The sequence below is a fragment of the Microbulbifer flavimaris genome (assembly GCF_001641755.2).
Classification (GTDB): domain Bacteria; phylum Pseudomonadota; class Gammaproteobacteria; order Pseudomonadales; family Cellvibrionaceae; genus Microbulbifer; species Microbulbifer flavimaris.
Genome location: NZ_LRFG02000003.1, coordinates 178,997 through 194,648, shown reverse-complemented (window position 1 = coordinate 194,648; position 15,652 = coordinate 178,997). Strand labels below are relative to the sequence as shown.

Genomic DNA, 15,652 nt, shown 5'->3' with positions numbered 1-15,652 from the left:
AACGACAATGACTCAGCGACTGAACAATGACTTCCAGTTTGTCGATGTGGGCCGGATCGATCCCGCCAAAAAGGACATCATCACACGCACCAACGAGTTCGTAGAGATCTACAACCCGTTCGGGAAGCGCCAGGTTGCCAGCCAGGCGCACCGCTGCCTGGACTGTGGCAATCCCTACTGCGAGTGGAAATGCCCGGTACACAACTACATTCCCAACTGGCTGCGCCTGATCGCCGACGGCAACATCATGGAAGCGGCCGAGCTCTGCCATGAGACCAATACGCTGCCCGAGGTGTGTGGCCGCGTCTGTCCGCAGGACCGCCTGTGCGAGGGTGCCTGCACCCTGAACGATGGCTTCGGTGCGGTGACCATCGGCAGTGCCGAGAAATACATCACCGATACCGCATTCGCGCTGGGCTGGCGCCCGGACCTGAGCCATGTGAAGAAGACGGACAAGCGCGTCGCCGTGATTGGTGCCGGTCCGGCGGGCCTCGGCTGTGCCGATGTACTGGTGCGCAACGGTGTGCAGCCGGTGGTTTTCGACAAGAACCCCGAGATCGGTGGCCTGCTGACTTTCGGCATTCCCGAGTTCAAGCTGGAAAAGCGCGTGATGCAGCAGCGTCGCGAGATCTTTACTGACATGGGTATCGAGTTCTGCCTCAACACCGAGGTGGGCCGGGACATCAGTATCGATGAGTTGCTGCGGGATTACGATGCCGTGTTCATGGGCATGGGTACCTACAGCTACATGAAAGGCGGCTTCCCCGGGGAGGATCTGCCCGGAGTCCATGACGCACTGCCGTTCCTGATCGCCAATGTGAACCGCAACATGGGCTGGGAGAAACACCCGGAAGAGTTCATCTCCGTCGAGGGCCAGCGCGTGGTGGTTCTCGGTGGTGGTGATACCGCCATGGACTGCAACCGCACCTCCATCCGCCAGGGCGCCCGCAGCGTGACCTGCGCCTACCGCCGCGATGAAGAAAATATGCCCGGTTCCCGCCGCGAGGTGGCCAATGCCAAGGAAGAGGGAGTCCGCTTCCTCTTCAATCGTCAGCCGGTAGAGATTGTTGGCGAGGGGCAGGTGACCGGCGTCAAAGTGGTCACCACCGAGCTGGGTGAGCCGGACGAAAACGGCCGTCGTCGCCCGCAGGTAGTGGCAGGCTCCGAAGAGATTATTCCCGCCGATGTGGTATTGGTGGCTTTTGGCTTCCGTCCGAACCCGGCCGACTGGTTCGGTGAGCAGAATATCGAAGTCGCCGACTGGGGTGGCGTGGTCGCGCCGGAAGAGCAACGCTACAAGTTCCAGACCAGCAACGAGAAGGTCTTTGCCGGTGGCGATATGGTGCGCGGTTCCGACCTGGTGGTAACCGCCATCTGGGAAGGTCGCCAGGCTGCGGAGGGTATCCTCGACTACCTGGATGTCTGACCTGCCGGTGAGCCAATAGTCGAAGGGGGGGGCAGTGCCCCCTTTTTTTGGTGCGCGAGACCCGCAGACGGCTCACCATAAATCCGGGTCGTCAAAGCCCTGCGGGGAGAGAGGGGCGGGCTGATCGCTCGCGATTCTGTCGACTCCGGACGGTCGACTGACGAGGGGAGGGCAGGCCAAACCTGATCGTTTGTGCCATCTCGCGTCCAGTCCTGTTTTCCCCCGCAGCACCCCGCTACAATAGCCGCCTTTTTAGCCAGCCCGTGGTAACCATGTCCGACGCCAAGCCCTCTGAACTGAAGAACGACCGTTTCCTGCGCGCCCTGCTGCGCCAGCCCGTTGACCGCACCCCTGTGTGGATGATGCGCCAGGCGGGGCGCTACCTGCCGGAATACCGGGCCACCCGTGCTCAGGCGGGAAGCTTTATGGATCTGTGCCGGAATACCGAGCTGGCCTGCGAGGTAACCCTGCAGCCGCTCGAGCGCTACGACCTGGACGCCGCCATCCTGTTCTCGGATATTCTGACCATCCCCGATGCCATGGGACTGGGGCTCTATTTCGAGGAAGGCGAAGGACCCAAATTCCGCAAGCCGGTGCGTACCGAGGCGGATATTTGCGGGCTCGAGGTGGTAAAGAGCGAGTCCGATCTGGATTACGTGATGAATGCGGTGAGCACGATCCGCCGTGCCTTGAATGGGCGGGTACCGCTTATTGGCTTTTCAGGTAGCCCCTGGACGCTCGCTACCTACATGGTCGAAGGCGGTTCGAGCCGGGATTTCGCCCGTTGCAAGGAGATGCTCTACAGTCGACCGGAACTGATGCACCAGCTGCTGTCCGTGCTGGCTGATTCGGTGACGGACTACCTGAATGCCCAGATCCGTGCCGGCGCCCAGGCGGTTCAGATTTTTGATACCTGGGGTGGCGCGCTCAGCCACGGGGCCTACCGGGAATTTTCCCTCCAGTATATGGAGCGTATCGTCGGTGGCCTGATCAAGGAGGCCGACGGCCGGCCGGTACCGGCCATTCTCTTCACCAAGGGCGGCGGTCAGTGGCTGGAGGCGATGGCGGAGACTGGTGCCTCTGCGCTGGGTCTCGACTGGACCACCGATATCGGCACCGCCCGCGCCCGTGTGGGCGACCGGGTGGCGCTGCAGGGCAATCTGGATCCGGCTGTACTCTATGCCAGTCCAGAGCGTATCCGCGAGGAGGTGGCTTCTGTCCTGGCCAGCTTTGGTCGCGGGGACGGTCACGTGTTCAACCTGGGGCATGGCATCACGCCGAAGGTGGATCCCGAACATGCACGGGCCATGATCGACGCGGTGCACGAGCTGTCTCCGAAATACCACGTCTGACGGCTTGTCTGCTTGAAGGGGAGTGAAAATAACACCAAAAGTGTGATGGGTGTCACACTTACGGTGTGCGCTGGGCGTTAGACTCTGATTCCATACTGACGCAGTCGTGGTATAAATGCGTGTTGCGCCTCGTGTCCCAGCCCGTGGCGGATATCGACGAATAAATAACCAACAAAAAAGCATTTCCCTCCGTGGCGATTGAACAAGCGAAAGTTTATGTAGAAGATCTGCAGCGCGGCATGTTTGTGTCGCGCCTCGATCGCCCGTGGACGCGTACCCCGTTTGCCCTGCAGGGCTTCTACATCCGCGACCTCGAAGAGATCCGCCAGCTGCAGAAATACTGTCGCTATGTCTACGTGGACGTGGTCAAGACCGTGGGCGATGTGGGCGTCAAACTGCGACGCATCAGTCAATCTGCCGCCGCGACCGCGGAGAAGCCCAGGGGAGTGCGATCCTCCCGCGGTCCGGCCACACCGGCACTGATTCCCTGCCGCCCGGTCCAGGTGCAGCGCGACGCCTACCCGCAACCGGTGCCCGCCCGCAAAGAAGCTGCCAAGGCCGAAAAACTGTACCGGGAGATCGCACAGGGCCTGGACGCGGTCGGGTCCCTGATCGGTGAGCAGCGCGCGCTGCCGCTGCGCAAAATACAGGGCGCGATGGAGCAGTTGGTAGACAGCATGCTGCGCAGCCCTGACGCGTCTGCCTGGCTCGCCCGGATTCAGGAAAAGGACGAGCACACCTACCGTCATTCTATTCGCGCTGGCATCTGGGCCGTGCTCTTCGGTCGCCATATTGGCCTGCGCCGTCAGGACCTGATCCGGCTGGGGCTCGCCGCGTTGCTCAAAGACGTGGGCAAACTGCTCCTTGACGACGAGGTGCTGCAGGCCGTCGAGCGCAACCCCCGTCAGGAGCTGGAATACCGCAAGTTTGTCGGCCACAGCGTGGAGCTGTTGTCCCGAGATCCGCAGTTGGATCCCGAGGTGGTCAAGATCGTCCAGTGTCACCGCGAGCGTCACGATGGCAGCGGCTATCCGGCTGGATTGCGCGGCGACAAGATCCCTGTGCTGGCCCGCATGTGCGGTATCGTCACTTTTTACGACGAGGCTACCAATCCCCGCGGAGCCCGTTTCCCGGTGGCGCCCTCCCGCGCTGTGGCAGAGCTCTATGACCTGCGGGGTATCTGCTACCAGGAGCAGCTGGTGGTGGAATTTATCCAGGCCATTGGCCTCTATCCGACCGGGACACAGGTGGAGCTCTCCACCGGAGAGGTGGCGGTCGTGCTGGAGCAGACATACCGCCGCCGGTTGAAGCCAAAGGTCATGGTGGTACTGGACCGGGACAAGCAACAACTGCCTGAACCGCGCCTGCTGGACCTGGCCGCTGACGACGACCGCAAGGAGCGTCTTGTGGAGCGCGGCAAGTTGACCCCCGGTGACAAGATTTCCATCGTCAAGGACCTGGAGCCAAGCCGCTTCCCGGAAGTGGATGTGGCGGCCGTTCGCGATGCTTACCTGTTCAGCCGCAGCGGGCTACCGAGTTTCTTTTCCCGCTTATTCGGCTAGTCAGCGGGCAGGCCTGATCCGCGCGCCTTACCAGCTGTCAGCTTCCTCTCCGCTTCCTCTCAACTTTCTTTCAGTTTCCTTGCGGGCCGCGCCATCAAGCTGCCGCGGCCCGGGGTTGAATTCCAGCTGACGGCGCTATTGCGCCAGTTGCCCGATTTCCTCCCCCATCTTCACCGGGCTCTCGGCGCCAAGTGATTCCAGCCAGTCCACACGGTCTGCACCACAGAGCAGGATCACCGTGGACCCGAGTTTGAAGCGACCCATTTCTTCCCCTTTCTTCAGGGCGATCGGCTTGCTGTCGCCATAGTGGGTAGTGCGGATGCGCCGTTTGTGCGGGGTTACCAGCCCCGACCAGACCGTCTCGATGCTGGCCACAATCATCGCGCCCACCAATACCATGGCCATGGGGCCGGCCGGGGTATCAAAGACGCAGACGACCCGCTCATTGCGGGCGAACAGGCGTGGAACCTCTTCGGTGGTGACCTGGTTGACCGAGAACAGCTGCCCGGGCACATGCACCATGCTGCGCAATACACCATCCACCGGCATATGGACCCGATGGTAGTCCCGCGGCGACAGGTAGACGGTGGCGAAATTTCCGCCGGTAAACTGTGCGGCCAACTGCGGGTCGCCACCGACCAGTTCCAGCAGGCTGTAGTCGTGGCCCTTGGCCTGGAAAATGCGACCGTTGTGGATCTCGCCCAGCTGGCTGACATGGCCGTCGGCGGGGCAGGCGACTGCTTTCTCCCCCTCGGCGATCGGGCGCGCGCCTTCCTTGAGTGCGCGGGTGAAGAAATCATTGAAATTGGCGTAAGCGGTATAGTCGGGTTCCTGCGCTTCGCTCATGTCGACGCCGTACTTATCCACAAACCAACCGGTAAAGCGCTCTTTGACCCAGGCATTGCGGGTCTCAGCCAGCCAGCCGGCTGCACGGGAGAGGGTGTGCTGTGGAGTCAGGTACTGCAATGTGGCAAACAATTTGGGATTCATAGCAAGCTCAAAAAAATTACTGTTCGGTGGGGGTGTCGGGCAGGTTGCCCCATTCGCTCCAGGAGCCCGGGTAGGCGCGGATATCGAGGCCAAGGCTCTGGCCCACCAGCCAGGTAAATCCCGACCGGTGATGGCTCTGGCAGTGGGTGACGATGCGCTGGCTATCGTCGATCCCCACGCTGGCGAGAAATTCGCGGGCGTCCTCGCGGATACGCAGATCGCGCTTGGGATCCATCATTTGGGTCCATTCGCAATTCACGGCGCCGGGAATATGGCCGCCCTTCATGGCGAGCACTTTCTCGCCGCGGTATTCCTGCGGCGAGCGGGCATCCCATACGCGGAAGCTGGAGTCGCCGAGCTGTTGCTGAATTTCCTCCGCCTCCATCATGGGGTCCGTATGGATCTCTAGCTCGATATCGCTGGGCTGGACCACCGGGAGCTCGGTAGTCAGTGGCAGGCCGGCCGCGCGCCAGGCGTGCATGCCGCCGTTCAGGTAGCTGTACTGGCGGTGACCGATCACCTCCAGTGTCCACAGAAAACGCCCGGCCCAGCCGCCGCCCTCGTCATCAAAAGCGATCACGTGGTGTTGCGGCCGCAAACCGATGCTGCGAAACAGTTCGGTCAGACGCTCGGCGGTGGGCAGCTTGCCCGGTGCTGGCGGAGTGCCCGCCATCAGGGCCTGGAAGGGCACGTGGACAGCCCCGGGAATATGGCCACTCTGGTAATTGGCCGGGGTGCTGAGGTCCACCAGCAGCAGGTCTTCGCGCTCCAGTTGCGCAGCCAGTGCTTCCGGCTCGACGATCAAGGGCAATGATTGTGACAAAAGGCTCTCCCTGTTCCTGTTGGTCGCTGGGACTCACTCTTCCTGCAGGCTGTTGCGCAGGTGGAGGAAACTGTTCATACGCCGTTCGGTGATATCCCCGCGCGCCAGTGCCTCGTTGATGGCGCAGCCCGGTTCACCCTGGTGGCGGCAGTCGCGGAATCGGCAGTGGCCGATAAAGGGCCGAAATTCCACAAAACCCTCGAGCAGGGCCTGCTCGCTCATGTGCCACAGGCCGAACTCGCGGATGCCGGGCGAGTCTATCAGATCGCCACCGCTCGGCAGGTGAAAGAGTTCCGCTGCGGTAGTGGTGTGCGTGCCCTTCTGGGTCGCCTCGGACAGGGCGCCGGTACGGGCCCCTGCCTCCGGCAGCAGCGCATTGACCAGCGAGGACTTGCCCACACCGGACTGGCCGACGAACACACTGGTGCCTTCCGCCAGTGTCGCCAGCAGCTGCTTGAGCCCTTCACCGGTTTTGGTGGAAAGTTCCAGCACCGGGTAGCCAAGTGCGGGGTAGGGGGCCAGCAGGTCTTGCAGGTGACGCCGGTTGCTGTCGTCAATCAGGTCGATCTTGTTCAGCAGCAGCAGCGGCGGTATGCCGGTACTTTCTGCCGCGACCAGATAGCGGTCGATGGCGTTGGCGAAAGGCTCTGGCCTGGGGGCGATCACGATCACGATACGGTCGATATTCGCGGCGACTGTCTTCAGGTCACCGTAGCGGTCCGGTCGCTGCAGTTCAGAGTGGCGGGCCAACCGTGCACCCACAACGCCGAGCCCACCGGTGCGCTCGCTGACGGCAGGGCGCCAGGCGACGCGGTCGCCGGTGACCAGTGTTTCGATATTGGCGCGCACATGGCAGCGCTGACGCAGTTCGGAGTCCTCAGAGCTCTCCACCAGTACCTGGGTTCCGTAGTTGGCAATCACCAGCCCGGTCTGTTCCGGGCCGAGATCTCCTTCTTCCACCGCCTGTTCAGCGCTCTCAGCACGCTTGCGCGCGCGGGCCTCCCGCTCTTCCTGGATTTTGGCGATACGCCACTGCTGGCGTCGATTGAGTCTGCGCTTGCTCATCGGCGGGTAGGTTGCACCGTGCGGGCTCCCGGTAAGGTTTGCGCGGATTATAGCTTGAGGCATGCCCGGGGGCGTCGTTTTTCACCTGAGGAGGCTCAGTTTGCGCGCTCCGGAGCCCTGTGCTTTGCATGCGCGGACCTTTGCGCTACCGTTCGCGCAAGCAAAAGGAGGCCGCGCGTGGATCAAAACAACCTTATCTGGATCGATCTGGAGATGACCGGGCTGGACCCGGAAAAGGAGCGCATCATCGAGATCGCCACCATCATCACGGATTCCAAGCTCAACCTTCTCGCCGAAGGGCCGTCGATGGCGGTGCACCAGAGCGATGCCCTGCTGGCGGCAATGGATGACTGGAATACCGAGCAGCACGGCGGTTCCGGGCTGGTCCAGCGGGTGCGCGATTCCCACATCACCGAGCGCGAAGCAGAGCGTGAGACCCTCGACTTCCTGCGCCAGTGGGTGCCGGAGGGGGCCTCGCCCATGTGCGGTAACTCCATCGGTCAGGACCGTCGCTTCCTGGTCAAATACATGCCGCAGCTGGAGAGCTATTTTCACTACCGCAACCTGGACGTCAGTTCCGTCAAGGAGCTGGCCCGCCGCTGGCGGCCGGATGTGCTCGAGGGCGTTAAGAAACACAGCAGTCACCTGGCGATGGATGACATCCGCGACAGTATCGACGAGCTCAAGCACTACCGGGAGCATTTCTTCCGGCTTTCCTGACCTCTGGCTCTGACCCTCAGTCCTGGTTCAATTGGCGCCGGATCTTGCGCCGGCGACGACGCCCGCTGCGCAGTCGCTGGAGCGCCCAGTGGATATGTTCCGCCACCAGCGGTGTCGCGTTGCCCCGGGCGGATTCCAGTGCAGCGATGGCTTCGGCAGCAGGCTCGCCATTGCCGATGGCAACGGCCAGGTTACGCTGCCAGCGCTCATAGCCGATGCGGCGGATGGCAGAGCCGGCTGTGCGCTGCAGAAACTCGTCTTCAGACCACCGGAACAGCGCCAGCAGGTCGCCGTCGGCGAGACCGTGGCGTGGGTGGAAGTCCCGCTCTGCCGTGGGCTGCGCGAAGCGGTTCCAGGGGCAGATGATCTGGCAGTCGTCGCAGCCAAACACCCGGTTGCCCATGGGCTCGCGGAATTCTTCAGGAATGGGCCCCTTGTTCTCGATCGTCAGGTAGGAAATGCAGCGGCGGGCATCCAGTTGGTTGGGGCCCAGAAACGCGTCCGTGGGGCAGACCTTCAGACAGGCGCTGCACTCCCCGCACTGGTTGGGTTCATCGCTCTCGTCCACGGGCAGCGGCAGGGAGGTGAACAGCTCGCCGAGGAAAAACCAGGAACCCGCGCCACTGTTGATCAGCATGCAGTTCTTGCCGATCCAGCCCAGCCCTGCTTTCTGCGCCAGGGCGCGCTCCATCACCGGTGCGCTGTCAGTGAATGCCCGGCCTTTTACCTCAATACCCCGCTCATCGCAGAAGTGTTCGATACGCTCGCCCAGCTGGGCGAGGCGCTTGCGGATCAGCTTGTGGTAGTCGCGCCCCGTGGCATAGCGGGAGACATAGGCCTTGGAGGAATCCTTGAGGACCCGCACCGGTTCCGTATCCGGCGGTAGGTAGTCGAGGCGCGCGCTGATGACCCGAAGCGTCCCGGGTTCCAGCTTTTCAGGGCGCCAGCGCTTGTCGCCGTGGGCCGCCATCCAGTCCATATCGCCATGGTGGCCGGCATCGATCCAGGCGCGCAGGTGCTCGGCATCCTCCGTCAGGTGACAGTCGGTAATGCCGATCTGCTGGAAGCCGAGTTCGCGGCCCCAGTCTTTGATCAGGGCTGCCAGCTCGGCGAGTGCGGCCTGGTTCATGGTCTCTCTCGCAGCGGGGAACAATTCGCGCGCCCGTAACGGTATACTTTGCGGCGCATAAGGGCGCCGAACCGGGCCCGGTCGGCTATTTTGCCACAGATTAAAATTTGACCACACCGCGGGAGCCGCATGGATACGCCTCAACCCCTGTACAGCGCTGAATCGGTTCGGGAACTGGATCGGCGCGTGATCGCCGCACTCGACATTCCCTCCCTTGTCCTGATGAAGCGGGCCGGTCGTCGAGCTTTTGCCCAGCTGATGGTGCACTGGCCCGACCTGCGGCGCTTGCAGGTGTTCTGCGGCGGCGGCAACAACGGCGGGGATGGCTATGTAGTAGCCGGGCTGGCCGCGCAGAAGCAGATCCCGGTCACGGCCTATGCCTGCGTACCGCCGGAAAAGCTCAGTGGCGACGCACTCTCCGCCTATGAATTTGCGCTGCAGGAGGGTGTCCATGTGGTCCAGTCGCTGACCGAGCTGGATACGGAAGACGGCGATACCGTGATCGTCGATGCGCTCCTGGGTACCGGGTTCAGTGGTGAACTGCGCGAGCCGGTGGGCCACGCGGTGGAGCGCATCAACCGCAGTGTTGCGCCGGTGCTGGCGGTGGATGTGCCCTCGGGCCTGAACGCCGATACCGGCCACGGCGACAAGGCCGTGCAGGCGGACGTGACCGTCACTTTTATCGGTCGCAAGCTCGGGCTCTACTGTGTTCGGGGTCCGGCAACGTGCGGAGAGGTCATATTTGAGGACCTCGGTGCGCCTGCAGAGGCATACCGGGGGCTGGATCCGCTGGTGTGGCGCTATACCGGAGCCAGTGTCCCACGCCTCACTCCGCGTCCCCTCGATGCCTACAAGAACCAGTTCGGGCACGTGCTGGTAGTGGGTGGGGACAAGGGTTTTGGCGGCGCGGCGCTGATGGCGGCGGAGTCTACCGCCCGCTGCGGCGCTGGCTTGATTTCCCTGGCGACACGCCCCGAGCATCTCTCTGCCGCGTTAACCCGCTGCCCCGAAGTCATGGCTCACCCGGTGATATCCGGCCAGGAGCTGGAGCCCCTGCTGGAAATCCCCGATGTGATTGCGGTGGGGCCCGGCCTCGGCCGCGCTCCCTGGGGGGAGCAGTTGCTGGCCCGTGCCGGTCGCGCCGAAGTGCCGCTGGTGGTGGATGCCGATGCACTGAATATTCTCGCCGGCGGCAGGGTGCTGGCGGGTGTCCGGCGCGACGACTGGGTGCTGACGCCGCACGTCGGTGAGGCGGCGCGCCTGCTTGACTGGGATACGGATGCGGTACTGGCAGATCCCCTCGCCGCGGCACAGGCAATTCAGGAGAAGTTCAGCGGCGTAGTGGTACTCAAAGGGGCGGGAACACTGATTGCCCACGATGGCGGTGTCGACCTGATCAATGGCGGCAACCCGGGTATGGCCTCCGGCGGCATGGGCGACCTGCTGACGGGCATCATTGCGGCGCTGATCGGCCAGCGTTTGCCTCTCGTCGACGCAGTGCGCCTTGCGGTGTGGCTTCACGGTGCCGCCGGTGATCGCGCGGCGGCCGATGGCCAGCGCGGTTTGCTGGCAACGGACCTGCTGCCCTGGGTGCGGAAACTGGTGGATTGAACCGGCGGCGCTGAGCGCGGTCGGTTGGATAGGCCGGGACGGGAGTGTTAACGATGCAGGGTAAGGGGCGCACCATGGAGCCAACGCTGGAACGGGATCTGCCCGATGAGGAGGCGACAGTTGCCGCCGGCGCGGCCATCGGCAAGGCCTGCCTCGCCAGCGGCTTGTCCGCGGGGCTGACTCTTTATCTGTTCGGTGAACTGGGTGCGGGCAAAACCACCTTTTCCCGCGGTGTGTTGCGAGCGTTCGGCCACGATGGCGCAGTGAAAAGCCCCACCTATACCCTGGTGGAGCCCTACGAGATGGGCGACTGGCGTGTGTATCACTTCGATCTCTACCGTCTGGGCGATCCGGAGGAGCTCGAGTTTATGGGGGTGCGTGATTACTTTGCCCCCGGCAGTCTGAGCCTGGTGGAGTGGCCCCAGCGCGGTACCGGCATCCTGCCGGAGCCGGATCTGGAAGTCGCGCTGACGGTTGCGGACAATGGTCGGCAGCTCAGTGTCAGCGCCCATTCGCCCAGCGGGCAGAGGGTACTCGCGGTCGCGGGAAAATTGCTGTAAATACAACAGTAGATAGGCAGTCTTGCTGGAAGGGATTGACCCGATAAAGGCAATAACCAACGGGACAGAAAGGATGAAGCGAGCCTCAATCCGATTGTTCGCCCTTGTGGTGGCCCTGGTGCTCACGCCCCCGGCCCTGGCGACGGAAATTGAAGGTGTGCGTCTCTGGCGCGCGCCGGATCACACCCGCCTGGTGTTCGACCTCAGTGGGCCGGCAGAGCACAAGCTTTTCACACTTTCTTCGCCGCACCGGGTGGTGGTGGACATCAGCAATGCACAGCTTGCGGCGGCGCTCGAGGGGCTGGAGCTCGGTAATACCCCCATCGAGGGACTGCGCCATGCGCGGCAGAACCAGCGCGACTTGAGGGTGGTACTCGACCTCAAGCAGCAGATCAGCCCGCGCAGTTTTGCGCTGCGTCGCCATGGCAATCTGCCGGACCGCCTGGTGATCGACCTTTACGACAAGGTGGCTCAGGAGGAGAAAACCGTTCTTCAGGTGAGCCGCGAGCGGGATGTGGTGATCGCCATCGACGCAGGCCACGGCGGTGAAGATCCGGGCGCCCTGGGGCCTGGCGGGTTGCGGGAGAAGGACGTGGTGCTGGCCATCAGTCGCCAGCTGCAGAAGGCGATCAATGGGCGGCCGGGCTTCAAGGCCAAGCTGGTGCGCACCGGTGACTACTACATTCCTCTGCGTGAACGTGTGAACAAGGGCCGCAAGATGCGCGCGGACCTGTTCGTCTCCATTCACGCGGATGCCTTCACCCGCAAAGATGCCCGCGGTGCAGGCGTCTACGCGGTGTCCTCCCGCGGGGCCACCAGTGAGACGGCGCGATTCCTGGCCCAGCGGGAAAACGAGTCGGACCTGATCGGCGGTGCCGGCAGCCTGAACCTGGGCGACAAGGACGACACCCTGGCAGGTGTGTTGCTGGATCTCTCCATGACGGCCACCATGAATGCCAGCCTGGATATCGGTGCCAGCGTTCTTCAGCAGCTGGGTGTGGTCACACACCTGCACAAGAAGCGTGTGGAGCAGGCCAATTTTGCCGTACTGCGCTCACCGGATGTGCCCTCCATCCTGGTGGAAACGGGTTTCATCACCAATCCGCAGGAGGCGCGCCGCCTGCGCGACCCGTCATTTCAGCGGCGACTGGCACAAAAGCTGAGCGACGGTATAGTGGCGCACTTCACGACGCGCCCGCCGGCAGGCAGCTGGCTTGCTGTGAACCGTGACCGGCTGGATCGCCGCCACACCATCGCCCGCGGCGATACCCTGTCGGGTATTGCCGCGAGATACAATGTTTCGGTTGCTTCGCTGAAACGGCTGAACGGGATCAACACCTCGGTGATCCAGGTGGGTCAGACCCTCAATATCCCGTCGAGCTGAGCGCGAAGCGAGCCGATAAATTCCCTGCAAGAGCCCGCAAGGCGGGCCGATGTTCTTTTTATGCACGACAAGATTGCGCAGCTCACCCCGCGCCTCGCCAACCAGATCGCCGCTGGTGAGGTGGTCGAGCGCCCCGCCTCGGTAATCAAGGAGCTGCTGGAAAACAGCCTCGATGCGGGTGCCTCCCGACTCGATGTCGAAATAGAAAATGGCGGCATCAAGCGGATCAAGGTGCGCGACAACGGCCGCGGTATCGACCGCGAGGATCTGCCCATGGCCCTGGCCCGCCACGCCACCTCCAAGATCCACGCGCTGGAGGATCTGGAAGCGGTGGCAACCCTGGGCTTCCGCGGCGAGGCTTTGGCCAGTATTTCCTCGGTCGCCCGGCTCACCATGACCAGCAGCCGCGATGATTCGGGTAAGGGCTGGCAGGTGAGCGCCGAGGGGCGCGATATGCAGGCCCAGCTGGCACCCGCAGCACATCCCCGCGGCACCACCGTCGATGTGCGCGACCTCTTTTTCAATACCCCGGCACGGCGGAAATTCCTGCGTACCGAGAAGACCGAATTCAACCGGGTCGACGACACCATCAAGCGCCTGGCGCTGTCGCGCTTCGACGTCTCCATTACCCTGCGCCATAACGGCAAGGGCGTGCACAACCTGCGCGCTGGCAGCGGCCGGGTGGAGATGGAGCGCCGCGTATCCCAGGTGTGCGGTCCCGCTTTCATGCAGAATGCACTGCATATCGATGTGGAACGCAGCGGCCTGCGTCTGTGGGGGTGGGTGGCGGAACCCGCCTTCTCCCGTTCCCAGGCCGACCTGCAGTTTTTCTATGTGAACGGTCGCGCTATCCGCGACAAAGTGGTCAGCCATGCGGTGCGTCGCGCCTTTGCCGACGTGCTGTACCACGGCCGCCATCCGGCGTTTGTGCTCTACCTGGAACTGGATCCGGCCTCGGTGGATGTCAACGTCCACCCCACCAAGCATGAGGTTCGTTTCCGCGATAGCCGCCTGGTGCACGACTTCCTGTTCGGCAGCCTGCATCGTGCGCTGGCGTCGGTGCGCCCGGGAGACCGGGATGGGGAAGGGGATGATAACGAACTGGCGCAGGTGCGCCCGCAACCGGTGACCGGCGTGGCCGTGGGGGAATTTGCCGCCCAGGAGCGGATGCCGCTGTCCTCGGCGCCATCGACGGGGGATCTGCAGCAGCAGATGCAGGGTTACGCCACCCTGCACCAGCCCTACCAGGGTGTACCCGGTGTGGCGGAAGCCGGACCGGGGGCAGCAGCGCCTCAAGCCAGTGCGCAGCTGGCCCAGCCCTGGCCCACCGGGGAGGCTGCAGCGCCGGTCGCCTCTGAGAATGGCGAGGCGCCGCCGCTGGGTTACGCCCTGGCCCAGTTGCACGGTATCTATATCCTGGCCCAGAACCAGCACGGCCTGATCGTGGTGGACATGCATGCGGCCCACGAACGCATTGTTTACGAGCGCATGAAGACTGCGCATGCCGCCGGCGGCATCCAGGCGCAGCCGCTGCTGGTGCCTGTGAGCCTGGCGGTGAGCCAGCGCGAGGCCGACTGCTTCGAGGAGCGCAGTGAAGTGTTCTCGTCCCTGGGTTTCGTGCTGCAGCGGGCTGGCCCGGAAACCCTGCTGGTGCGCCAGGTGCCCACCATGCTTCACGGTGCGGAAGTGGAGCAGTTGGTCCGTGATGTGCTGTCAGATTTGCTGGCCGAGGGGGGGAGCGACCGCATCGGCGAGCGGATCAACGAGATCCTCTCCACCATGGCCTGCCACGGCTCCGTGCGGGCCAACCGCAAGTTGACAGTGCCGGAAATGAACGCCCTGCTCAGGGACATGGAGCGAACCGAGCGCAGTGGCCAGTGCAACCACGGCCGCCCTACCTGGACGCAGGTTAAACTGGCAGACATGGACAAGTGGTTTTTGCGCGGCCAGTGAGCGGCCGCCCCGGAGCACTCCATTTTGACCGCCAGACTGGAGAGTGAGTTGGAGGGTGAGTTGGCAAACAAGCCGCGCGCGATATTTCTCATGGGGCCTACCGCCTCCGGCAAGACGGATCTGGCCATGGCGCTCGCGGACCGGCTGCCGGTTGAGCTGGTCAGCGTGGATTCCGCCCTGGTATACCGGGGCCTGGATATCGGTTCCGCCAAGCCGAGCCCGGAAGAGCTGGCCCGTTATCCCCACCGCTTGATCGATATCTGCGATCCCTCCCAATCCTATTCCGCCGGACAGTTTCGCCGCGATGCCTTGCAGGCGATGGCCGAGATTGTGGCTGGCGGCCGTACGCCACTGCTGGTGGGCGGCACCATGCTCTACTTTCGCGCGCTGCTCGAGGGCATGGCGGAGCTCCCCGAGGCCGACCCTGCTGTCCGTGCAGAAATTGAGGCGCAGGCGGAGCGGGAGGGCTGGCCTGCACTGCACCGCGAGCTGGCGGCTGTGGACCCGGAGCTGGCGGCGGAATTGCACCCCAATCATTCCGTGCGCATCGAGCGTGGGCTGGAGGTCTATCGGCTGACGGGCAAACCGCTCTCAGAGCTCCGGCGGGAACAAGCACAGGATTCTGTGGCCGAACATTACGACCTGCGCCAGCTGGCACTGGTGCCGCGAGACAGGGCGCTGCTGCATGAGCGCATCGCGCTGCGTTTTCAGCGCATGCTGGAGGCCGGTTTTGTGGATGAGGTGCGCACCCTGCGGGGCCGCGGTGACCTGCATGAGGACCTGCCGGCGATCCGTGCAGTGGGATATCGCCAGGTGTGGCAGTACCTGGAGGGACGGCTCGATTATGAGGAAATGGTGGCGGCCGGCGTTGCCGCCACCCGCCAGCTGGCCAAGCGTCAGCTGACCTGGTTGCGACGCTGGCAGGATTTGGCGCGAATCTATACTCAAGACGCGGCGGGGCGGGTGCGCAAAAATGACGAAATGTTGGCAGAAGCCTTGAAATTTCTCACATGAGCAGCCATAACGTGGATGGGTCATCCTATTGGCGGCCCATTCAGTCAGTTTGTTTCACAGAGC

Annotated in this window: 13 protein-coding genes; 9 read left to right on the top strand and 4 right to left on the bottom strand. The window is 63.4% G+C overall.

Features of this window, described 5'->3' with window-relative positions:
* Positions 1–7: 7 nt before the first annotated feature.
* The 3 genes from AWR36_RS10025 (at position 8) to AWR36_RS10015 (ending at position 4,340) form a co-directional block, all read left to right on the top strand.
* Positions 8–1,426 (top strand): FAD-dependent oxidoreductase, encoded by a 1,419-nt coding sequence (locus AWR36_RS10025; RefSeq protein ID WP_067084364.1) that lies wholly within the window; start codon positions 8–10, stop codon positions 1,424–1,426.
* 272 nt (positions 1,427–1,698) lie between these two features.
* Positions 1,699–2,778, top strand: coding sequence for a uroporphyrinogen decarboxylase (gene hemE / locus AWR36_RS10020; RefSeq protein WP_067084362.1), 1,080 nt, complete (start codon positions 1,699–1,701; stop codon positions 2,776–2,778).
* Between the two features lie 191 nt (positions 2,779–2,969).
* Positions 2,970–4,340, top strand: coding sequence for an HD-GYP domain-containing protein (locus tag AWR36_RS10015; RefSeq protein WP_067084359.1), 1,371 nt, complete (start codon positions 2,970–2,972; stop codon positions 4,338–4,340).
* Between the two features lie 135 nt (positions 4,341–4,475).
* Here the strand turns inward: AWR36_RS10015 and asd are convergent, their stop codons facing one another.
* The 3 genes from asd to rsgA are packed head-to-tail and all read right to left on the bottom strand — an operon-like array spanning position 4,476 to position 7,218.
* On the bottom strand, positions 4,476–5,330 hold the full coding sequence (gene asd / locus AWR36_RS10010; RefSeq protein WP_067084357.1) for an archaetidylserine decarboxylase: 855 nt from the start codon (positions 5,328–5,330) through the stop codon (positions 4,476–4,478).
* A gap of 16 nt (positions 5,331–5,346) precedes the next feature.
* Positions 5,347–6,153 carry a sulfurtransferase gene (locus tag AWR36_RS10005; protein WP_067084355.1) on the bottom strand — a complete coding sequence of 269 codons (807 nt, stop codon included), beginning with the start codon at positions 6,151–6,153 and terminating at the stop codon, positions 5,347–5,349.
* A 33-nt stretch (positions 6,154–6,186) separates the two neighbouring features.
* Complete coding sequence (rsgA, locus tag AWR36_RS10000) at positions 6,187–7,218, bottom strand: small ribosomal subunit biogenesis GTPase RsgA (RefSeq protein ID WP_067084353.1); 1,032 nt, start codon at positions 7,216–7,218, stop codon at positions 6,187–6,189.
* 177 nt (positions 7,219–7,395) lie between these two features.
* On the opposite strand from rsgA, the gene orn reads away from it, so the two are divergent.
* On the top strand, positions 7,396–7,938 hold the full coding sequence (orn, locus tag AWR36_RS09995; protein ID WP_082679526.1) for an oligoribonuclease: 543 nt from the start codon (positions 7,396–7,398) through the stop codon (positions 7,936–7,938).
* A gap of 16 nt (positions 7,939–7,954) precedes the next feature.
* Here orn and queG read toward each other — a convergent pair whose 3' ends face one another.
* Positions 7,955–9,067, bottom strand: coding sequence for a tRNA epoxyqueuosine(34) reductase QueG (gene queG / locus AWR36_RS09990; protein ID WP_067084351.1), 1,113 nt, complete (start codon positions 9,065–9,067; stop codon positions 7,955–7,957).
* 129 nt (positions 9,068–9,196) lie between these two features.
* Here queG and AWR36_RS09985 point away from each other — a divergent pair, with 129 nt between their 5' ends.
* The 5 genes from AWR36_RS09985 to miaA all read left to right on the top strand — a co-directional run bounded on the left by AWR36_RS09985 (position 9,197) and on the right by miaA (position 15,589).
* A complete protein-coding gene (locus AWR36_RS09985; protein WP_067084348.1) occupies positions 9,197–10,678 on the top strand; it encodes a bifunctional ADP-dependent NAD(P)H-hydrate dehydratase/NAD(P)H-hydrate epimerase in 1,482 nt (493 codons plus the stop codon).
* Between the two features lie 53 nt (positions 10,679–10,731).
* On the top strand, positions 10,732–11,238 hold the full coding sequence (gene tsaE / locus AWR36_RS09980) for a tRNA (adenosine(37)-N6)-threonylcarbamoyltransferase complex ATPase subunit type 1 TsaE (RefSeq protein ID WP_231745300.1): 507 nt from the start codon (positions 10,732–10,734) through the stop codon (positions 11,236–11,238).
* Positions 11,239–11,311: 73 nt separating this feature from the next.
* The gene (locus tag AWR36_RS09975; RefSeq protein ID WP_067084346.1) at positions 11,312–12,622 is read left to right on the top strand and encodes an N-acetylmuramoyl-L-alanine amidase; all 1,311 of its coding nucleotides are present in this window, start codon (positions 11,312–11,314) and stop codon (positions 12,620–12,622) included.
* A 60-nt stretch (positions 12,623–12,682) separates the two neighbouring features.
* A complete protein-coding gene (gene mutL, locus AWR36_RS09970; protein ID WP_067084344.1) occupies positions 12,683–14,575 on the top strand; it encodes a DNA mismatch repair endonuclease MutL in 1,893 nt (630 codons plus the stop codon).
* 90 nt (positions 14,576–14,665) lie between these two features.
* The gene (gene miaA, locus AWR36_RS09965) at positions 14,666–15,589 is read left to right on the top strand and encodes a tRNA (adenosine(37)-N6)-dimethylallyltransferase MiaA (protein WP_067084975.1); all 924 of its coding nucleotides are present in this window, start codon (positions 14,666–14,668) and stop codon (positions 15,587–15,589) included.
* Positions 15,590–15,652 lie beyond the last annotated feature (63 nt).